Genomic DNA, 19,125 nt, shown 5'->3' with positions numbered 1-19,125 from the left:
TCATAGTCCTTGGCCATCATTTTGTTTTCCGCCCACTTTTTACTCTTCATTTTATTTCGCGGATTTCTCTTGGGAGGCAGTTGTGAACATCGTGATATTACATGGACTCTATATGCATGGCCTGGCAATGCTGCCACTCAGTCAGCGGTTACGAGACCTTGGCTATGACACAAAGACGGTCAGCTACAACAGTGTGGCAATCAATGAGCAAGTTGTGTTTTCTGACATTAGTTCAGCGCTCAGCCGCCATCAACCAAATGTGTTGGTCGGTCACAGCTTAGGAGGATTGATTGTCAAACACTACCTAGAATCGACCCAACCGAGCACAGATGAGATCTCACACGTTGTCGCCATTGGCTCGCCGCTTCAAGGCGCCTCTATCGCAACGCGAATACAGAAGCTCGGTATCGGCGCGATTTTAGGCAACGCACCTGAATTTGGGCTCACTCAACATGAGGAGAGTGTCTGGCGAGTACCACAAAAACTAGGCAGCATCGCCGGTACCTTGCCCGTCGGCGCACGCCCCTTGTTGATGATGGACAATAGCGTCGCCTCCGATGGTACGGTGACGCTCGAAGAGACCAAAATCGATGGTATGACTGATCACATTGCCAAAGATTACAGTCACACCAGTTTAATATTCAGCCGCTTTGTGACCCAGCAAATCGATCATTTCATTCGCCATGACCATTTTGACCATACTGCTGTGCGCTAAAACATAACCAATAGAGATGTATTTCATAAATATCGCTGTGTATGTGAGGTGAAAACAATGTGTTATTCTGTGATATAGATTCAGAATATCCGTTATTCCGAATCGCACATAAGATTCTTGTATTATCGCTGATGGAATAATTACCAAGGCAATATAGCTCATGAATCCATCAAAAAGCGAAGCATCCAATCAAGGAGCGGGTGCAAAATTCATTAGGATCGTCAAGTACATAGCTTTGTTCATTATCAAAGCTGTGGTCGCCATTTCCGTCCTTGTTGGCTCCTCGCTTGCTCTCTCAAAGCTGGGTCGCATTCACGGTAAATCACTCCCTGAAGAGTACTTTTCTGGCGGTTATCCCACCATTTTGCGCCTACTCGATTCTGAAATCTTCATGGGCTTCGTTTTCTTTGTTACCGTCGCGTTGATCGTCTATGTCGCCTACCTACTTTGGCAACTTCACGAAGTCGCGGTTCACAAAGCGGCGGAGATGTCGAGCGCGCACACTCAAATCGTTTTTGCATTGTCTCTTTGTGGCCTGTTCATCGACAAAACATGGTGGGTTCTTGCCATCATCATCGCATTCGCTCGTTGGGACGTGTTAGCCAACGAAATCTCTAACATTATTCGCAATGGCCGCAAGCCTGAAAGCCAAGCACGCGTCGAGGACTAATCCATGAAAGAAATTATGCTACCTTACGTTCTGATCTGTTGGATCTTGGTGAAGGCGGGTGTGGTGCAATGGACACTACGCAACGCGGCTATCATGATCGGGACAGGCTTTTTCATCGCGATCGCGCTGTTTACCGCTCACCGCTTCTGGTCGCCTGCGGACCTGACTGACAGTACCACAGTTAAAGCGCCGCACGCGGTACTTAGCCCACTGCTTGGTCAAGAGATCGATCAAGTGTATGTCACGCACAACCAACACGTGAAAAAAGGCGACTTGATTTACACGCTGAGAACCGAAGATACCGTGTCTCAAATGAAAAGCCTAAACGCGCAAAAATCAGCGGCGGAAGCGGAAATTCTTGCACTGGTGCGCCAGATGGACAACGATCGTAAAACGCTCGACCGTCTCAATAAACTGAAAGATTTTGCTAACGAAGCGCAGCGCGACGACACCCGTACTCGCATTGAGACCACGGAAGCGAAGATCGCCTCGGTGAATGCGCAAATCCTTAATATTGAAGCACAGATCGCCACCGCTGATTGGCAAAACGATCGCCGTGAAATCCGCGCGCCGTTTGATGGTCAGCTAGGCATCACCAACATCGTTCAAGGTACACGCATTGGTAACATGCACCTGTACGATACCAGCAAAAAGTTTGTTGAAATGCGTATCGCCGATCAAACATACAGCGGCATCGAAATTGGTCAGTTTGCTGAGTTTTACGTCGATGCTTACCCAGGTGAAATCTTCCGTGGCCGCGTACACAGCATCACAACCGGTACCGGTGAAGCGCAAGTGTCTGTCTTCAACGGTTCCCAACATGTTCGTCAGCACGTCGGGAACAATATGGGCTCACACGGCCGTACCATTGTCATCGAATTTGTAGAACCAGAAGGTTACAACATCCCAATCGGTGCAACCGGTTCAGGTTGGGTATCGGCGAAAAAGCCGCACCAGATGCTCGGTTTCATGGACATCATTGGTGGTGCAACCGTACGTTTGAAAGCATACAAAGCTTACCTCTCTGCTTTGTAATGATTTCTTGACGTAAAAAAGCGCGCTGTGAATCACAGCGCGCTTTTTTTATTGCTTTCTATTTGATTGACACGTTACTGCTGCCAGTTCAACGCTTGATTAAGAATGATGGGCTCAATGATGTTCATCAACCATTTGGTTTTAGCCGAATTGCGACGTGATGATTTGGTGATCAACGCCGCTTCCAACGTCACTTTGGCGTGGCCGTCATCAGGTCTTACAGGTCGATAGCGAACCGTGTAACAACGATCCATCAATTGATTCATTAAATCATAGTTGTCGACAAAAATGCTCGCTTCGATGCTTGGGTCAAGGCGCTGAAAGTAGTTGTGGTAGTCGTTGATGCCAGAGACCAAAAACTTGACGTATTCGCCAGCGACATTGCCTGAAAATTCGCCCGTCACACTCTGAATACGCTTTTGATAGAACACTTGGGGTTTGTCATTGAGCATGTGCAGACCAATATCGACTTCACCCTCTTCGATCATGGATTCGCTGAGTTTATTCCAAACGCGTAATTCGATGATGGCGTCGGTTTGTTCTCGAATCGCCATAATGATCTCTTTGCCCGCTTGCACCACATATGGCTCCACCATATGGATCACGACTTTCTGGACGTTTTTAGGGTCAAACTCTTCTGGATTGAGCGCCTGCTTGACTTGCGCAAATGCGTTGCGCAGTTTGGGCTCAATGCTCATCGCATAGGAAGTGGGGGTGAGGCCGTCTGCGCTGCGAATAAACAGAGGGTCATCGAGGTCTTCACGCAGCTGCGCCAACACTTTCGACACATAGGATTGAGAACGTCCAAGTTTACGCGCCGCCGATTGGGTGGAATGTGTCTGCATCAACACGAGAAAAACTTGGAGTGAGTTGTAGTCTCTCATTAAAAATGACCCATCTGGTTTTAACTGTAACGAAAGATAAACAGTATCCTAGCCTATGTCTAGTGTGCGCTTCGCATTATCGCCACATGTTTCTGTTGTTTATCAGCAAGTTGAAGAAGGTTATAAACAAATTGTAGCTCATATATGACTAAGCTAACACAAACCGCCTGATTGATTCAGTAAACCAAGGAAAGATTCTGCACGGCGACATGGCGCATAATCACTCAAGTTGAACGATCGTTACTCCCTTCGCTATACTAAAGCAAACTCGCATTCCTCAACATCAAGGATCCCTATGCCAAGCCGAGCCAAATTCAATCGTGATGATGTCATTGACAAAGCCAAAGACCTCTATTGGGAAAAGGGCTATCACGGCACCTCCATGCGTGCGCTGCAAGAGGCCATTGATATGCGCCCTGGAAGCATCTACGCCACATTTGGCAGCAAAGACAAGCTCTTTAGTGAAGCGTTGCACCGCTATGCAGAGTTGGGTCGTGAACGTCTACAGCGCTGCGTCGCGCAAAGCGATACTCCTCTTGCGGGGCTAAAACAATTTGTGCGCGCCCTAATCATTGATAGCCGGGACAGCGCGCCAAGCGCGATGTGTATGATCGTAAAATCTGTCGCTGAATTGACCGAGTCCGATAATCCTGAGCTGCTCGCTGAAGCGAAAACGCTGCTTCGACGGGTAGAAAGTGCGATTGAGCAGGTGCTCATTGACGCCAAAGCGCAAGGTGAACTGAGCGAGGCGCAAGATCCAGCGGAACTGGCTCGCTATTTACAAGTGCAAATCATTGGCCTGCGCACTTACGCGCGCGCCTGTGACGACCGCTTGTTGATAGAAAACATGATTGACGCGGTATTTAGCCAGTCCCCCATACGAACGTAAGCCACCATTGATCCAAAACTAAAAACACGTGATCCAAAACTAAAAAACACGGCGCTCGATGCCGTGTTTTTCATTACGCGCCTAAAACGAATTAATCCTCTTTAGGAAAGTTAGACGGAAATAGCGCTCGGCGCGCCACATCGTCCACCTCAGTTTTAAACTCACACGTTTTTGCTATCGCGCGTGCCTTCTCTACCGCCGGTCTGGCATTGATCGCGTTGAACCAGCGCTTCAGATTCGGGTATGAGTCTAAGGCAGCGTCGTCACCTAACACAATCGGCGCTTTATCAATCCAACCCCACGCCGCCATATCAACGATGGTGTAGCTATCGCCGACAATGAACTCACGCCCCTCAAGATGTGAATCCAATACTTGATAATGACGCTGCGCTTCGCGGTGATAACGGTTTGCCGCGTAGTCGTTGCCTGCTGGTGCGGCGCGTTTAAAGTGCACCGACTGACCCGAGAACGGACCAAGACCAGAGGCGATAAACATCAGCCAAGAGAGCAGTTCCGCGCGATCGTTCGCTTCACCGCCAAATTGACCGGTTTTCTCCGACAGATAGAGCAAAATCGCGTTGGAATCAAACACACGTTGGCCATCGTCTTGCAACGCTGGGGTCTTGCCATTGGGGTTAATGAGACGAAACTCTGGAGTGTGTTGTTCGCCTTTGAGGGTATCAACGGACGCCAGTTCAAAATCTAGCCCCGCCTCTTGCAGAAATAGCGCCACCTTCATCGGGTTTGGCGTGTGGTGAAAATAGAATGTCAGCATGACTCGCTCTCCTTGTTTGAACACTTATTCAAGCACAACAAGAACGATCGTTCAACTTAATCCATCAATTTGTTTTTTGACCCTTAAAGACAGCAGTAAACCAATCATCTAACTGCTTCACCTCTGCCGGCTGTCCATTGATGACGACCCAACCCTGGGATTTGGCTTGCGGCCAATCGATCACGCCTGTTGCTAACGCATCCAGCACATCCAGCTCGGTCACCAACAAAAGGTCATCTTCGCTTGGTAGCGTATCACGGCCTTTCATGGACACTTTTTCGCCCAACACGACCTCACTGTAGTGGCCTTTGACCGCTTCAAAGAGGGAGAATGGGATTGGTGTGTCCGCCGATTTCGATAACGCTTGAGTAAACGCAAACAGGTAAAACTGCTCCGGTTTCGCTTGATTGGCGAACTGGTTGGATTGGCGTGCGGTGATCACCTTATCAAACACTCCAAGCGAGCCTGGCTCTGAGACAAAGTTAAACCCCGCCGCTTGGTGCAAACCGCACGCCAGTAGCGTCGGTGACAGCATCAATAACACCAGACTAAAACCGCGTTTTGCGAGCGTGGTGCAGTAAAGCGTGAACGTCTTGGTACGCATAAGATTCCTCATTAAACCATTACTCTATTAACAAAAAGGGACCGTGAAGGTCCCTTTGTCGTCAATGATGTCCTTGAGTAGAGTGATGAATGAACTCTACGTTATGTACGACTTAGCGAACAATCAGCATCAAGTCTTGCGGCGCTGTTGGCTTATCAAAGTAGCTCATGAACTGACCAAAGCCTTGAATATCACCCGCTGCGAAGGCAAATTTACCAGCTTGCAGATTTTTACCAATCGCTTGTTGTGCATTTGGTCCCGCAAGAAGAATCTCATTCAATACAGCACGAGTGGTATCAATCTGAACGTCCGCGTTATCAAGCGCTGTAGTGTGCAACTGAGCAATACCGTTGCGGATTTCGATGGTGAACGCTTCGTTGGTATCGCTAAAGCGGTACGTCATCGCCATGTTCACATCAAGCGTGTTTTCCGCAATCAGTGTCGCCGTCATCATGTCAAAGATTTGCTTGCTTGGTAGCGCCGTCAATACGTCAACGGATGCAAAGCTGATCATATTAGAGAAGTCGCGTGTACCCTCAAGTTCAGCCGCCGCGTTTAGCGCCCAGTTACGCCAGTTGATGTTGACCTGCTCAGCAGCCCACGCTTTGTAAGCGGTCGCTTTTAGTTCACGCGCACCCATGTCGTCTTTGTTGACGGTGATTGGGTAAGACAAAATTTCTGCTGCGAAGGTGTGGTTACCTGCATCGATAGCCGCTTGCGCTGTGTGCATGATGTTGTCTCGGCCACCCATGATTTCAACAAACGCTTTCGCGCGTTGCTCGTACGCCATTGGCTCTAGCTGCCATGGGTCACCTTCGAAGAAGCCGTTGTAACCCACGTAAATCTGACGAACTGAGTGTGCAACGGTACCGTAGTGCTCACCAAGCCAAGGGTGTCCAGCCAAGTGTGCTGGCAATTTCACTGCTTCAACAAGCTCATCAGGTGTTAGGCCTTTGTTCATGTTGCGGATGGTTTGGTCGTGCACGTATTGAATCGCATCGCGGTAAGCCGTCAAGACATTCGATACCGCTTCTTTGCCTTCCACAGGACGACCGTGAGAGTTAATCATGACTTCAGTGTCGAACTGACGCATGATGTCGATGCCTTTGAACCATACCGATGGGTCACGGAATTTGGTACCACGAATCGTATGCAGGTTAGGGAAGTTTTCACCTTGCAATACTTCTGCTGCGTGCAGTACTTTTTGCTCTGGTAGGTAAACGACCAGCTCATCCGCCGTTTCAGATGGTACGTGAACGATTTCAAGCTTGACGCCCGCAATCGTGATGTCTAGACGATCTTTAAACTCAAGGTTTGGCTCGATGAATGAGATGTCGCCTTGCATAAAGCGTGGACCTAGGCCGTCATTAACAGTACCGAACTCACCTTCAGGAACGTGTTTTGCGCCAGTGTAAGATGTGCGGTGACCAAACAGTGGACCTAGGTTTGATGACCAGTTTGCCACTGCCGCAGTCAGGGTTTCTTGTGCGATGATTTTTACTTCACCAGACGCCACTTGCTCGTCGGTTACCCAAGCGCGAACGCCGGCAATATGGTCAATGTGGTTGTGTGTGTAGATGATCGCTTTCACTGGCTTATCTGTGATAGCTTCAAATTGCTCTTTCACTGATTGTGCCATTTGTACCGATTCGCCTGGATCGATCACGATGATGCCGTCATCACCTTCAATCATCACTGGTGTATCAAGACCAAAGCCGTAACCTAGGTAGATGTTGTGATCCACTTGGATAATGGCTTGGTCCATTTTCAGGCCGTGCTTGGTGAGGCTTGGGTGAACATGGTCAGACTCCTGGGTAAACGCCAAAGATTCACCCGTTTTTGACAACACTTGAATACGCTCACCTGGCCCCCAGAACATGTTCGACTCGTGTTCAAAAAGTACATCGCTGCTGTAGCGAGCCAGTAAGTCAATATTTTGGTATTGAGCCGCTTGAGAAGTGCGAAGCTCACTACCAACCGTTGACGTTGCTTCAACGGTTGGCGTGTTAGATTCCGTCGCACAGCCCGTTGCGAAGAGCGCACTTGCGATAGCCAGTGGGAGCGCGAGTTTTTTCAATGTCATTGCCATTTTCACGACCTTAATTTTGTCAGGAAACATTTAATCTTTCGCAGTGATTGTATGACTTGATACCCATCGCAAACACAGAGCAATACGATTTCAATCCATCGAAATTACGATATATAATTAAAAGTAGAATCGGCGGATACGATAGGTAAGTAAGCTCATGAAAAACAACGACATCCCTAATTTCAACCTGCTGGCTGTATTCGCCACCGTGATAGAGCATGGCTCACTGAGCCGAGCAGCGGATCATTTAAGCACCAACCAATCCACCATCAGTACGGCGATTGCAAGGCTTAAACAAGAACTCGGGCAAGAGCTGTTTATCCGTCAAGGTCGAGGGGTGGTACCGACCACTTATGCGTTAAGCCTCTACGAACAAGTACGAGACCCCATCCAGCAACTCGGTGGGGTGTTTAATGCGCTCGAACAGTTTAATCCACGCACCTCACAGCGTAAATTTGTCTTGGCCGCGCCAGAGCACTTGCAGTGGGTTTTGCTTGATGGTTTCTCTAAGTTGAGCGACACACAAGTGACCCTTGAGATCTACGATCAACCGGATAATGACGATAAGAGTTATGAAGGGTTAGTGACGCAAAAGTTTGATGCGATGATCGACATCTTAGTTTCTGAGTCACCCAGTATTGAAAGCGCCCACCTTTTCGATGGGCGCTTTGTGATTGTTTGCCGCGAGCAGCATCCGCGAATTCAAGGCAGCATGACTCAAGAGCAATATTTTGGAGAGAGCCATGCCGTCTTAGAGCGCACGCGTAATCAAACCTACAGCTTAGGCCACTACACCAACATAGACATTTCTCGACGTAAGGTGGTCTATCACGGTCGTTCGTTGTTTAACAATATGATGCTGTGCAGCCAGTCAGACATCATCACCATCGTCCCGCTGTCGGTCGCTTTGCAGTTTAAAGCGCGTTTGCAACTGCAAGTGATCAACCCGCCCTTCTCCCACACTCAGATGTCGAACTATCTGATATGGAATAAGAAGCACAGTAAAGACCCGGCGCATCAATGGTTTCGCCAACAAGTAATGCAAAGCTTAGACAACACCAAGCAGCTGATTAACCCGAATATGGGCTCGGGCGTTATTTAAACTCGTAAGTGTACGACGCGCCGAGTTTGTTGGTTTTACCAAAATCATCGTCTGCGATGATGCCGAAGAAGTTGAACGACTGCGCCTCAGAAATTTTGTAGCTCGCACCTGCACCGCCCCAATAGCCCGAGTAACTGTCCGAACCGCGTGATGCACCGCCAAACGTCATCATCGACCATTTCTGAGTCAACGGCTTGAGGGCAAACGCACCGATGTAGCCACCATGGCTCGAAGCTGGCATTAAGACGTAGTCGTTCTCAATGTCGCTCTCATCACGCACGGCAAATTCACCGTCGTTGTAGCTATAACCCGCCATTGGGAATATCTGCCAGCCCATTGGTTCGATATCAAAATAGCTCAAAGGAACAAACGTGCCGATACTGTAGTTGTTTTTGTACGCCTCATCATCAAATTCGGTACGGCTAAAGTTGAAGTTGAGAATACCCATCGGCAACAACCAAGAGCCCCCGACGCGCCACTCATCGCCATCCGCGTTGATACGCCCATTGATCATGCGCGCATCATCAAGGCCAATCGAACCAGAGAACTTCAGCCCTTCACTGTAGGCAAAACCAGCTTTGGTGACAATTTTGGTTGGATCTTCATGGTGCTTCTCTTGAGCAGAAAGCCCGGTCGAAAGAAGAACAGAAGCGAATAAAAACGAAAACTTGCGCATAAACATCTCATGTAAGTTGCTAGAACTGATAATGAGCAACTCAAAGTCCGTTTCATGCCAACACTCATTACAATATTTAGAAATTTAGACCATTTAGTCTAATTCTCATCTGAGCGTTAATGGGAATAACCGATATTCCTACCCCGGTCAATCAACTTGTTTACAAAGCGCTCGAAAGATCTCAGCTTACGGACAGCGGTGGTATGAAAATAGCGATTAATAAAGTATTAGGTGCGGTATAGAACCTTTACCACATGCCAACCAAACTTGGTTTTCACTAGGTGCGGGACCAGTGTCTCACCCTGAAAACAGACTTTGTCAAACTGAGGCACCATCTGACCGCGGCGGAATTCACCGAGATCACCGCCGCGTTTGCCAGATGGACAGGTGGAGTATTTCTTTGCCAGAGTCTGGAATTTCGCGCCTTTTTTCAACTGTTTAATGATGTCTTCGGCTTGCTCTTTGTGCTTAACCAGAATATGGAGTGCGGCGGCAGTGTTGGCCATAGTACAAACCTCAATGTTAGGTAGATTTCAACGGAGCGTGATTGTAACCAAACAAAGTGAGATCTTCACCCCATGTTTGAAGCTTGAGTGTCATTAATGCTGCGAATGCCATTCAAGTAAGACTAAATTTGCCCGATATCATTGAACCTACCTCAAGATCCATTACCCTTTAATATAGATAGAGACCCAACGAGAGTATGAAGTAAATGGCGAAAACTCCGAGTAAAGCAAATCAGTCACAAGGCATGTTGATGTTCACGTTGACCAGCAACAAACAACTGTTTGCGATCGGCACACTGAAAGTACGCGAAATCGTACCTTTTCAGCCAACCACTCAAATACCCTACTCGCATCATCATGTGATTGGCACTGTGACCATTCGCGACAAGACCATACCTGTGATTAATATGCCGGCCGCGATTGGCTTTCGTCCTATTCAGCCGGAGGAATACAACGATTGCTACCTGATCGTGACCGATTGTCTGCGTACTGTCGTGGCGTTTATGGTGCGCTCGATTGAAAAAATTATCGAATGTGACTGGAAAGCGATCGAATCGGCACCCAAAAGTGCCGGCAACAATGTGTTCGTCACGGGGATCACACGCTATCAAGACAAAATTGTGCAGATGTTGGATGTTGAGCTGCTGCTCGCCAAGATTTACCCGCAGTACGAATCAACCAAAATTCCAATGCTCACAGACATTGAGCGCGAGCGCCTAAAAGCGCTCAATATTTTGTTGGTGGATGACTCTTCCATTGCACGTAAGCAACTGGGGGATGCGCTCGACAGCATAAATATCCCTTACAAGATTTGTAACAATGGACTCGATGCATTGCAGTTGATGCGTGAAGAGGCCGCGCGCGGCAAACCGATTGAACTCTTGGTGAGCGACATTGAAATGCCGGGCCTGGATGGCTACGAACTGGCGTTTGAAACTCAAAGCGAACAGCAGCTTAGCCGAGTGTATATCATTTTACATACCTCTTTATCGAGTGAAATTTGTGTCGACAGAGCGCATCAAGTCGGCGCCCATGAAGCGTTAGAGAAGTTCAATGCCGCAGACCTGATTAAGGCGATGCTGCGCGGGGCGGCCAAACTGGAAGAAGGAAACGTGCGCAACGCCGATGCGGTTAGCATTTAGGCGCGGCCGGCATCTAGGCAAAGTGATGATTTAAACACCAAGCGCTCAATTCGGCTGATATTTTTACACGATATACATCACGCATTTGCATGAATGGCCTAAATAAAAACTCGTTAATTTTAATAAATTTAGGCATCATTCATCAATATCCACTAATCTTATTTTAAGACTCCTGTTACGGTTAAAACTATACAACAACGATGACAGACGAAGATTTCAAAAAGTCGACGGCGAATTTGAAAAAAGCGGTGCCCCTGATGATGAAACATCATGTTGCGGCCACACCCTCAAACTATGCGCTTTGGTACACTTATGTAGATAATGCGATTCCCAGATTGAATCGTGAACTCGATGCCGTGCTAGAAAACTATGGCATCTGCCCACCCGCTACCTGCGAGCAACTCTACAAAACCCATGTGGCAAGCCAAGTCGAAACCGATATGAGCAACCTGCGAGCCAATATCGAAATATTGGTCAATGAGGTAGCGAGCTCAGTCAGCGATACGCTCACCGATACCTCTCAATTCTCGCAGATGATAGATAAAAGCTTTGAGAGCTTAGAGCGCGTCGATGGTAACTCGATGACCATCGACGAAGTGATGAAAGTGGTGCGCCAATTGGTGTCGGACTCCCATGAAATTCGTCATTCAACCCGTTTTTTAAACAGCCAACTTGAGACAGCGACCGCTGAAATTAATTTGCTCAAAGCGCAACTGGCCGAAGTGCAGCAAGACGCGCTGTTTGACTCGCTCACGAGCCTCTACAATCGCCGTGCTTTTGACAATGACCTTCGTACCCTTATTCGCTCCGAGCAGAGTATGTGTCTCATTCTGGCCGATATTGACCATTTTAAAGGCTATAACGACACCTACGGCCACTTGTTTGGTGACACGGTCATCAAAGGCATCGCAAAGCGCATCCAATTAAGCTGCCGCGAAGGAATCCATGCCTATCGCTTTGGCGGCGAAGAATTTGCCCTGATTGTCCCCAATAAGTCACTGAGGATCGCCAGACAGTTCGCCGATAGCTTACGCCGCGCGGTAGAAAAGCTCTCTATCCGTGACAAGCGCTCTAACAAACCGGTGGGCAACATTACCATGTCACTCGGCGTTGCAGAGTTTGAAGTGGGTGAAAGTGCTGAATCGCTAATTGGCCGAGCCGATGGGCTACTCTACGAAGCCAAACAGCTCGGACGCAACCGTGTGATGCCGCTTTAAGCGCTGGATGACGAGCAAGTGTGCACCTTGTCCTGAACACTGTTCATCTTTTTGGCAACGGATTCTCGATAACACGCACGCCTAATGACAAGCCCCGCTCAACTGAGCGGGGCTTGTATCAATTATCTATTGTGATCAACGTTTTAGCCTAACCGTCTGCGGTGATCGCCGCGATCAGTGCTTGTTCGACTTGGTCGGCTTTGTCGTTATCGATTTGGCAAGTCCCGGCCGCTTTATGACCACCACCGCCGTACTTCAGCATCAACTCACCAACGTTGGTTTTAGAGCTGCGATCAAAAATGGATTTTCCCGTCGCGAAGACGGTGTTTTGTTTTTTGAATCCCCACATCTTGTGAATCGAGATGTTGCATTGTGGGAATAGCGCATAAATCATAAAGCGGTTGCCCGCATAGATGGTCTCTTCATTGGTGAGGTCAAGCAGCACCAAGTTGTCGTACACCGTGGCGCAGCGCATGATCTGCTCTTTGAACAGGGCTTCGTGCTCGCGATACAAATCAATACGCTCTTTGACATCTGGCAGTGCCAGAATGTCTTCGATAGTGTGATTTTTACAGTATTCGATAAGATCCATCATCAGGTTGTAATTGGAAATACGAAACTCGCGGAAACGACCTAAGCCCGTGCGGGCATCCATGAGGAAGTTGAGCAAGTTCCATCCGGTCGAATCTAACACCTCATCTCGATTGAATTGAGCGGAATCACCCTTATCGACCGCTTCCATCATATCTGTCCAGTGTGATGGGAAGACCGCCTCCCCACCGTAGTAATCCCAAACCACACGCGCGGCAGAAGGCGCATTAGGGTCAATAATGTGATTGGGGCGCTCGCCCGCGTTGCGAATCGTCTCGGACAAGTGGTGGTCAAAAATCAAATGAGCGTCTGCCACATAGGGCAAGTTCGTCACAATATCGTTTGGAGTTATGTCAACAAGACCATCTTGCATGTCTTTAGGGTGTACGAACTTGATATCATCAATCAAATTAAGCTGCTTCAATAACACCGCGCATACTAGACCATCAAAATCACTGCGAGTAACAAGTCGATATGTTTGTTCGGACATCTTGGTTTCCTTTGCCTACTGTCTAAATGGGAGGACCTTCCCTGCTGCTTCTTAAACTTTAGTACCAACAGAGCAAGGTTGAAAACCGTTAACTCAATAAAATTTGGAGTAAAGCATCCTTTTGGCAAAGTTAAGACACGTTTCTTTAGGTAATCTTCTATACTCGATATGCATCTAATTGAAATTTGGAGATATTACATGAGAAATGCCGCTTTGCTTTTGACATTGCTTGGCGCCGCTGTGCTCACCGGTTGCGCCAATGAACCCGACGAATATGAAGTGAAAGAGTACACATCCATCGCAAATCCAGCCGCTGTCTACTGTGTTCAGCAGCAAGGTGAACTAGATACCGTGAGCGAAAACGACAAACGCGTTACCTACTGTGTGTTGCCAGATGGCAGTCGACAAGAGCAATGGGAATACTATCGAGAGAGTCAGCAACAGCAAAGCCAGTAAACGCCTCCTTAGGAGAAGAGCGCTAGATTAGGCGCTCTTTTTATTTTAATAGGGCAAGCTAGACTCAATCGCATCATGACGCCAATACTCAATATCAGTGAAAACCGGCTCTCCTGCACTATTCAGATAAACCTTCTCTAACACCAACGCGGACGTACCAACCGTTGCGCGTAGGGCTTGAGCGATCTCACCATGCAGAGCGCTCATACGAATGGCGTAGCTTTCTCTACCTGCTGGTCAATCGCCTGCTTAATGGTTGCGTACTGCACTCTCTCTCCCTCTTCGTCTCGCTGTCAGTTTAAGCGCCCTTGCCCGGGAAAGAAAGCTCGCTAAAGTCATGTGATTGTTCTGGATCCCAATGGCGATTGAGCGCTTTAAGGGACTGATCAAAGCAATTTAACGCACCATTAAGCTGTAAAATAGAGATCGCCTCTCTCGTGAAGCGCAGCGCCTCCTCTAACTGAGATAACAGCGCAGCCCCAACTCTGTCTTGCGTCAACGATTGGAGCTGTTCGAGCACTTGATGCGCCTGATGCTCACAATATTGGCGCCTTGGAGATGGATGAAAATCAATCTTGCCTGCCACTACCCCTTCTAAGTAAACACGGTAGGTCGTCAACGCATCACAGAGCAAAAAACCGATCCCTTGTGTAGGGTATGGGTAAGGTGCCAAGACATGAGCGTCCGCTTGCGGGCAAATAGTGATGCTTAGTCCTTGCCGAGCACACTCTCGCGTCATCATGCCCAGCAAACCCTGCTCAGGGAGCCAGTGTTCAATCTCAAAAATACGCTTGAGGTGATAATCGGTGGAGACAAATAAAATGTTGAGAGGAGTACTTCCCCCTACTAATCCACTTTTCACCAAGGTGTTCGCGGCATTGGCAACATTTTCGATGGTATTGGTGGATGTATCCTCAACCAAGAGCCGATCTTTAGGCAGGCTGGCCCAAAACGAATCGGGCGCACGCTGCTCGAGTGCCTCGCACATCGCGCTCGCCTCTGAGACCGTTTGCCCTGACGTTCGACCGCCACAGAGCACCACGACACTCTGCGCAAGGTTCAATCGTTCTACCTGATGGATCAACGCATCGATTCTTGATTGCCCTTCGAGCGTCAACTGATTGTTGACCAAGCGTTTTCCCAACACAATGACGGCATGAGATATATTCATCAATCGTTAACTTCTCAACTTTTTATTCTAGATATTAATAATCTCTGTACAAAGTTTCGCTCATTACGTAGCGTAAAGCAGACTATTCTAAAAGTAGCTAGAATAAGTAAAGATCAGTGATACTCGTACAGCTTACTCACGGCGCACCGCTGGAGAACGTGGCACAACGAGTACAACAATAAGAGAGCCTGAAACCACAGGTCAATAGGAAGTGATGAACATGCTGTCAATTTTCGACATATTTAAAATCGGCGTGGGCCCATCGAGCTCACACACCAACGGACCTATGCTCGCGGGGTATCAATTTACCCAAGCGTTAGACGAGCAGCTCAACCACACCTCTCGGGTGCAAGTGGACTTATATGGCTCACTCTCATTGACGGGCAAAGGCCACCACACGGATAAGGCCGTCATTCTCGGCTTACTGGGTAACCGCCCCGACACCATAAAAATGACCAGCGCCAAAGCCTTATTGCAACAAGCGATGGACGAGCAACAGCTATTACTTGCGGGTCGCCAAACCATCGCGTTTCATTACCAAGGGGATATTCTGTTCCACGATGACAGCCTGCCTTTGCATGAAAATGGCATGACCATCTCTGCTTTCGATGAAACGGGCGCCATACTGCTTAAAGAGACCTACTACTCGATAGGCGGCGGCTTTATCGCAACGGAAGATGAACTGACCAACGGCAGCAAAATAACCCCCGTTACCGTGCCGTTTCCTTTTAAGAGCGCCGATCAAATGATCCAGATGGCGGAGCAACATGGATTGAGCCTTGGTGGAATGGTACTGCAAAATGAATTGTGCTTCTTCTCTGGGCAAGAGATTGACGAAAAAGCCGAGCAAATTTGGAAAGTGATGACGCTGTGCATGCAACGAGGCTTTGATACCGAAGGCATCCTTGAAGGTGGCCTGAACGTAACGCGACGCGCGCCAAACTTGCTTAAAAAGCTGGAAGCCAACGCCGCCGTTGAAAATGACCCAATGGAAATCATGGATTGGATCAACTTGTTTGCCTTTGCTGTCAGTGAAGAAAACGCCGCCGGTGGCCAAGTAGTGACATCGCCGACCAACGGCGCTGCAGGCGTCATTCCCGCCGTACTCATGTACTACCACCGCTTTATCAAGGAACTAAACCTCAAACAGATCAAAGACTTCTTGGCCGTGTCCGGCGCTATCGGCATTTTGTATAAAACCAATGCGTCCATTTCAGGTGCAGAAGTGGGCTGCCAAGGTGAAGTCGGCGTATCGTCGTCCATGGCGGCAGCGGGCTTGACCGCACTTCGAGGAGGCAGTAATGAACAGATTTGCATTGCGGCCGAAATAGCGATGGAACACTCCTTGGGTATGACCTGCGACCCGATTGGCGGTTTGGTGCAAGTCCCTTGTATCGAGCGCAACGCTATGGGCGCAATGAAGGCCATTAACGCCTCCAGAATGGCGCTCAAGCGAACCAGCAAATGCCTGATTTCTCTGGATAAGGTGATCGCAACCATGTATCAAACCGGCAAGGATATGAATCGTAAATATCGCGAAACCTCACTCGGTGGTTTGGCTGTGATTCACATGGCGCCGTGTGAATAGCCCTAAGGCTAAGTCTCCACTCTGAATACCCTATTACGCCAACAATATCGCTTTGAGATCAAACAGAGACTCTACGGTATAGTTTGGCGTAATGCCTTCTACGTTTGGCAAGCGATGTGTGTTGAGCCAGCAAGTCTCAATACCAAAATTGATTCCGCCCAAAATGTCTGAATGGGGGTTATCGCCCACCATAAGGACTTTACTTTTACACGGCTGCGCCATTTTTTCATGGGCGTGCGCAAAGATCGCCAGATCAGGTTTGGCTACACCGACTTCTTCCGAGATGATCACGTGTTCAAAGTATTCACTCATGCCAGTGCGCTCAAGTCGAATCGCTTGCAACTCGGTAAAACCGTTGGTGATGATGCCAAGCTTTGCGCGCCCATTCAGCGCTTCCATCAGCTCTTTTGCGCCGGGAAGTAATGTGCAGATATCTGCCATCGCTTCAAGAAACGCACGGTTAAGCTCTGCGGTAGTGGTGTTCAGTTTTTGCGCCCACTCAACAAATCGTGTGTGTTTCAGCTCATCAGCGTTAATTTGCCCCTCTTGGTACTTGACCCAAAGCGGCTTATTGATGGCTTGGTAATGGTCATAATCCTGCTCGGTAAACACCACACCCTTACGCGAAAACATCAACTGCATGCCTTTGAAGGCATCAAAGTGGAACAGGGTGTCATCGGCATCAAACAAGATCCAATCGTATTTCATTCTTCTCTCCTCTCTCGTTGGCCGCTAGTGTAGATTGTTTTGGCATAAATGCAGCAGCTAAATTGACTTCTATGACTTAGCTCAATACCCCGCCCTTCAGTGTGGTGAACACTCGACCTATCCTTGTATAACAATGAGCAGCTCTCTGACTTGGCGCGCTACTCACCAATCTGCCATTCAACCCCTGCGTCCGAAGCAAATTCGTCATCGTGAGTCACCAATAAAAATCCCCCGGGATACTCATTGAGTGCACGCGATAAATCTTGTTTCGAGTCGAGATCAAGATGGTTGTCAGGTTCATCAAGCAGAAGAAAGGGCTGATTGAGTTGGTGACTGACAATTAACATCGCCAGTTTCATTTTCTCGCCGCCGCTTAATACATCCGCCAACCGAAAGACAGTGTCACGCCGAAAACCTACACCAGCCAACAGAGTGCGAGCCTTCATTTCCGTCATACCCTGGCACTGTGTTAACAGGTTATCAAGCATAGAGCGATCGCCTTTTAACGCCGCAAAGTGCTGGTCTAGATAATAGAACTCAGTATTGATTCTAAGCTGCCCGTCACGCAGTGCGTACTCACCGAGTAGGGTTTTGAGCAAGGTTGATTTGCCGCTGCCATTGTCGCCAACTAGCCGTACCTTATCGTTAGCGGTTAAGCGCAGCGTCATCGGCTCTGAGCGACCATACGCTAAGACGGCATTTTCCATCATCACGACCGATTTATCGCGAACCTTTCTCTCGGTGAGATAAAATGTCTGCGCTCGGTTCTCCTCATACCTTGAAGTTAGCGCTTGCTGCGTCTCATCGAGATAGGTTTGTCGCTGCTGCTCATTTTTATTACGGTTTGAGGCACGAGCCGTCGCTTTGTCCTTTTTACCATCGAGCAAAATCTTAGGCTGACTGCCACCGCGGCGAAGCTGGTTGCCTTGTGCGGCTCTTTGCTCCGCTTTCTCCCGGTTACGTTGCGCCTCCTCCTTGAGCTGTTTTTGCTGCTTTTTGAGATGGGATAATTGCCGCTCAACCGCATTTTTTTCAACGCGTTGCTGCTCGGCATAGTGATCGTAATTACCACCATAGATATTCATCCCTAGGCTCGATAGCGCCCATATTTCATCCATCTCCCGCAATAACGAACGGTCATGACTGATGACTAACACCGCCCCTGAATACTGCCTGATTTGCGCAATTAGCCATCGCTTCGCCTTGATATCGAGGTGATTAGAGGGCTCATCGAGGATCAATAATTCCGCCTGTGATTCAAACCGTTGCCAAAGCTGAAGACGAGCCAATTGACCACCACTAAGCTGAGCACATAGCATCTGTGGCTTAGGTGGCAAGCCCAATAGAACCAATTGCTCAGATAGGCGCTGCGGCAAGTCCCACTCCTCACCGACTTGTTCAAACCACTGCGTGCCGCACTCGCCATTTTCAATCCGCTCAAGCGCCTCGAAAATGGCGTGCTTACCCAAAAATTGGGCAATGGTAAGCTCCCCGCTCACTAGTCCGCCCGCGTGTTGGCGATAGATTGCTGTCTTTTGCGGAGACATCACATGGCCAGAGCTAGGCGCTACCTCACCTAACAAAATTGAGGCTAACATGGATTTTCCGACCCCATTACGCCCGACAAGACCAACGCGGGATTTGGTCATAGAAAAAGTTAAAGAATCAAACAGTTGTTCACCATTATCAAATTGGTAACTCACTGAACTTGCTTGTAAAAATGGCATAACAATGCCTCCTGTTGTAACAGGGGCCTTCGCCGCAGCAATAGATAACCGAATGTGTGCAATAAGCGAATTCGTTCTTTGAGTTTAGAT

19 protein-coding genes and 1 pseudogene are annotated in these 19,125 nt (G+C 48.5%); 9 read left to right on the top strand and 11 right to left on the bottom strand.

Going from position 1 to position 19,125, the window contains the following annotated elements:
* The first annotated feature begins 82 nt into the window (after positions 1-82).
* From AC6R03_RS11020 to AC6R03_RS11010, 3 genes are all read left to right on the top strand, one after another.
* Complete coding sequence (locus AC6R03_RS11020; RefSeq protein ID WP_500626676.1) at positions 83-715, top strand: esterase/lipase family protein; 633 nt, start codon at positions 83-85, stop codon at positions 713-715.
* 160 nt (positions 716-875) lie between these two features.
* The gene (locus AC6R03_RS11015; RefSeq protein ID WP_334552032.1) at positions 876-1,385 is read left to right on the top strand and encodes a magnesium transporter; all 510 of its coding nucleotides are present in this window, start codon (positions 876-878) and stop codon (positions 1,383-1,385) included.
* A 3-nt stretch (positions 1,386-1,388) separates the two neighbouring features.
* On the top strand, positions 1,389-2,420 hold the full coding sequence (locus AC6R03_RS11010) for an HlyD family secretion protein (protein ID WP_487902282.1): 1,032 nt from the start codon (positions 1,389-1,391) through the stop codon (positions 2,418-2,420).
* 74 nt (positions 2,421-2,494) lie between these two features.
* Here AC6R03_RS11010 and AC6R03_RS11005 read toward each other — a convergent pair whose 3' ends face one another.
* The gene (locus AC6R03_RS11005; protein ID WP_334552034.1) at positions 2,495-3,304 is read right to left on the bottom strand and encodes a LysR family transcriptional regulator; all 810 of its coding nucleotides are present in this window, start codon (positions 3,302-3,304) and stop codon (positions 2,495-2,497) included.
* A 295-nt stretch (positions 3,305-3,599) separates the two neighbouring features.
* On the opposite strand from AC6R03_RS11005, the gene AC6R03_RS11000 reads away from it, so the two are divergent.
* Complete coding sequence (locus AC6R03_RS11000) at positions 3,600-4,193, top strand: TetR/AcrR family transcriptional regulator (RefSeq protein WP_487902284.1); 594 nt, start codon at positions 3,600-3,602, stop codon at positions 4,191-4,193.
* Positions 4,194-4,284: 91 nt separating this feature from the next.
* On the opposite strand, the gene AC6R03_RS10995 is transcribed toward AC6R03_RS11000, so the two are convergent.
* The 3 genes from AC6R03_RS10995 to AC6R03_RS10985 form a co-directional block, all read right to left on the bottom strand.
* On the bottom strand, positions 4,285-4,968 hold the full coding sequence (locus AC6R03_RS10995) for a glutathione S-transferase family protein (protein WP_500630754.1): 684 nt from the start codon (positions 4,966-4,968) through the stop codon (positions 4,285-4,287).
* A 64-nt stretch (positions 4,969-5,032) separates the two neighbouring features.
* The gene (locus AC6R03_RS10990; protein WP_500630753.1) at positions 5,033-5,572 is read right to left on the bottom strand and encodes a hypothetical protein; all 540 of its coding nucleotides are present in this window, start codon (positions 5,570-5,572) and stop codon (positions 5,033-5,035) included.
* A 112-nt stretch (positions 5,573-5,684) separates the two neighbouring features.
* Positions 5,685-7,661, bottom strand: coding sequence for an alkyl sulfatase dimerization domain-containing protein (locus AC6R03_RS10985; RefSeq protein ID WP_487902287.1), 1,977 nt, complete (start codon positions 7,659-7,661; stop codon positions 5,685-5,687).
* A 157-nt stretch (positions 7,662-7,818) separates the two neighbouring features.
* Here AC6R03_RS10985 and AC6R03_RS10980 point away from each other — a divergent pair, with 157 nt between their 5' ends.
* Positions 7,819-8,763: a LysR family transcriptional regulator gene (locus AC6R03_RS10980; RefSeq protein ID WP_500629516.1), complete on the top strand. Its 945-nt coding sequence runs from the start codon at positions 7,819-7,821 to the stop codon at positions 8,761-8,763.
* Here AC6R03_RS10980 and AC6R03_RS10975 read toward each other — a convergent pair.
* Together AC6R03_RS10975 and ppiC are read right to left on the bottom strand one after the other, a co-directional pair.
* Positions 8,756-9,439 carry a hypothetical protein gene (locus tag AC6R03_RS10975; RefSeq protein ID WP_500630752.1) on the bottom strand — a complete coding sequence of 228 codons (684 nt, stop codon included), beginning with the start codon at positions 9,437-9,439 and terminating at the stop codon, positions 8,756-8,758. The two genes, AC6R03_RS10980 and AC6R03_RS10975, sit on opposite strands and share 8 nt — an antisense overlap.
* 227 nt (positions 9,440-9,666) lie before the next feature.
* Positions 9,667-9,945, bottom strand: coding sequence for a peptidylprolyl isomerase PpiC (gene ppiC / locus AC6R03_RS10970; protein WP_334552043.1), 279 nt, complete (start codon positions 9,943-9,945; stop codon positions 9,667-9,669).
* 206 nt (positions 9,946-10,151) lie between these two features.
* On the opposite strand from ppiC, the gene AC6R03_RS10965 reads away from it, so the two are divergent.
* Both AC6R03_RS10965 and AC6R03_RS10960 read left to right on the top strand, forming a co-directional pair.
* The gene (locus tag AC6R03_RS10965; protein WP_500630751.1) at positions 10,152-11,087 is read left to right on the top strand and encodes a chemotaxis protein; all 936 of its coding nucleotides are present in this window, start codon (positions 10,152-10,154) and stop codon (positions 11,085-11,087) included.
* 200 nt (positions 11,088-11,287) lie between these two features.
* Positions 11,288-12,304: a GGDEF domain-containing protein gene (locus AC6R03_RS10960; RefSeq protein WP_500630750.1), complete on the top strand. Its 1,017-nt coding sequence runs from the start codon at positions 11,288-11,290 to the stop codon at positions 12,302-12,304.
* Positions 12,305-12,452: 148 nt separating this feature from the next.
* On the opposite strand, the gene AC6R03_RS10955 is transcribed toward AC6R03_RS10960, so the two are convergent.
* Positions 12,453-13,385, bottom strand: coding sequence for an exopolyphosphatase (locus tag AC6R03_RS10955; protein ID WP_334552046.1), 933 nt, complete (start codon positions 13,383-13,385; stop codon positions 12,453-12,455).
* Between the two features lie 198 nt (positions 13,386-13,583).
* Between AC6R03_RS10955 and AC6R03_RS10950 the strand changes: the two genes are divergently transcribed.
* On the top strand, positions 13,584-13,841 hold the full coding sequence (locus AC6R03_RS10950; protein ID WP_500626685.1) for a putative hemolysin: 258 nt from the start codon (positions 13,584-13,586) through the stop codon (positions 13,839-13,841).
* Positions 13,842-13,886: 45 nt separating this feature from the next.
* Here the strand turns inward: AC6R03_RS10950 and AC6R03_RS10945 are convergent.
* Both AC6R03_RS10945 and AC6R03_RS10940 read right to left on the bottom strand, forming a co-directional pair.
* Positions 13,887-14,060: pseudogene (locus AC6R03_RS10945) on the bottom strand (UTRA domain-containing protein); the annotation flags it as partial.
* Positions 14,061-14,139: 79 nt separating this feature from the next.
* Positions 14,140-15,012 carry a YdcF family protein gene (locus tag AC6R03_RS10940; protein WP_500630749.1) on the bottom strand — a complete coding sequence of 291 codons (873 nt, stop codon included), beginning with the start codon at positions 15,010-15,012 and terminating at the stop codon, positions 14,140-14,142.
* A 220-nt stretch (positions 15,013-15,232) separates the two neighbouring features.
* On the opposite strand from AC6R03_RS10940, the gene AC6R03_RS10935 reads away from it, so the two are divergent.
* Positions 15,233-16,600 carry an L-serine ammonia-lyase gene (locus AC6R03_RS10935; protein ID WP_500630748.1) on the top strand — a complete coding sequence of 456 codons (1,368 nt, stop codon included), beginning with the start codon at positions 15,233-15,235 and terminating at the stop codon, positions 16,598-16,600.
* Between the two features lie 33 nt (positions 16,601-16,633).
* On the opposite strand, the gene yjjG is transcribed toward AC6R03_RS10935, so the two are convergent.
* Complete coding sequence (gene yjjG, locus AC6R03_RS10930; RefSeq protein WP_500626688.1) at positions 16,634-17,308, bottom strand: pyrimidine 5'-nucleotidase; 675 nt, start codon at positions 17,306-17,308, stop codon at positions 16,634-16,636.
* 158 nt (positions 17,309-17,466) lie between these two features.
* A complete protein-coding gene (locus tag AC6R03_RS10925) occupies positions 17,467-19,035 on the bottom strand; it encodes an ABC-F family ATP-binding cassette domain-containing protein (RefSeq protein WP_500630747.1) in 1,569 nt (522 codons plus the stop codon).
* Positions 19,036-19,125 lie beyond the last annotated feature (90 nt).

The sequence above is a fragment of the Vibrio sp. R10-SG-ISO4 genome, from assembly GCF_059834135.1.
The sequence above is the reverse complement of the archived record's forward strand: the minus strand, read 5'-3'. Positions and strand labels throughout refer to the sequence as shown.

What these genes read in the sequence shown, in the direction of transcription:
- AC6R03_RS11015 (WP_334552032.1), top strand. Translation starts at nt 876, where the DNA reads ATGAATCCATCAAAAAGCGAAGCATCCAATCAAGGAGCGGGTGCAAAA.
- AC6R03_RS11010 (WP_487902282.1), top strand. Translation starts at nt 1,389, where the DNA reads ATGAAAGAAATTATGCTACCTTACGTTCTGATCTGTTGGATCTTGGTG.
- AC6R03_RS11005 (WP_334552034.1), bottom strand. Translation starts at nt 3,304, where the DNA reads ATGAGAGACTACAACTCACTCCAAGTTTTTCTCGTGTTGATGCAGACA.
- AC6R03_RS11000 (WP_487902284.1), top strand. Translation starts at nt 3,600, where the DNA reads ATGCCAAGCCGAGCCAAATTCAATCGTGATGATGTCATTGACAAAGCC.
- AC6R03_RS10995 (WP_500630754.1), bottom strand. Translation starts at nt 4,968, where the DNA reads ATGCTGACATTCTATTTTCACCACACGCCAAACCCGATGAAGGTGGCG.
- AC6R03_RS10990 (WP_500630753.1), bottom strand. Translation starts at nt 5,572, where the DNA reads ATGCGTACCAAGACGTTCACGCTTTACTGCACCACGCTCGCAAAACGC.
- AC6R03_RS10985 (WP_487902287.1), bottom strand. Translation starts at nt 7,661, where the DNA reads ATGGCAATGACATTGAAAAAACTCGCGCTCCCACTGGCTATCGCAAGT.
- AC6R03_RS10980 (WP_500629516.1), top strand. Translation starts at nt 7,819, where the DNA reads ATGAAAAACAACGACATCCCTAATTTCAACCTGCTGGCTGTATTCGCC.
- AC6R03_RS10975 (WP_500630752.1), bottom strand. Translation starts at nt 9,439, where the DNA reads ATGCGCAAGTTTTCGTTTTTATTCGCTTCTGTTCTTCTTTCGACCGGG.
- ppiC (WP_334552043.1), bottom strand. Translation starts at nt 9,945, where the DNA reads ATGGCCAACACTGCCGCCGCACTCCATATTCTGGTTAAGCACAAAGAG.
- AC6R03_RS10965 (WP_500630751.1), top strand. Translation starts at nt 10,152, where the DNA reads ATGGCGAAAACTCCGAGTAAAGCAAATCAGTCACAAGGCATGTTGATG.
- AC6R03_RS10960 (WP_500630750.1), top strand. Translation starts at nt 11,288, where the DNA reads ATGACAGACGAAGATTTCAAAAAGTCGACGGCGAATTTGAAAAAAGCG.
- AC6R03_RS10955 (WP_334552046.1), bottom strand. Translation starts at nt 13,385, where the DNA reads ATGTCCGAACAAACATATCGACTTGTTACTCGCAGTGATTTTGATGGT.
- AC6R03_RS10950 (WP_500626685.1), top strand. Translation starts at nt 13,584, where the DNA reads ATGAGAAATGCCGCTTTGCTTTTGACATTGCTTGGCGCCGCTGTGCTC.
- AC6R03_RS10940 (WP_500630749.1), bottom strand. Translation starts at nt 15,012, where the DNA reads ATGAATATATCTCATGCCGTCATTGTGTTGGGAAAACGCTTGGTCAAC.
- AC6R03_RS10935 (WP_500630748.1), top strand. Translation starts at nt 15,233, where the DNA reads ATGCTGTCAATTTTCGACATATTTAAAATCGGCGTGGGCCCATCGAGC.
- yjjG (WP_500626688.1), bottom strand. Translation starts at nt 17,308, where the DNA reads ATGAAATACGATTGGATCTTGTTTGATGCCGATGACACCCTGTTCCAC.
- AC6R03_RS10925 (WP_500630747.1), bottom strand. Translation starts at nt 19,035, where the DNA reads ATGCCATTTTTACAAGCAAGTTCAGTGAGTTACCAATTTGATAATGGT.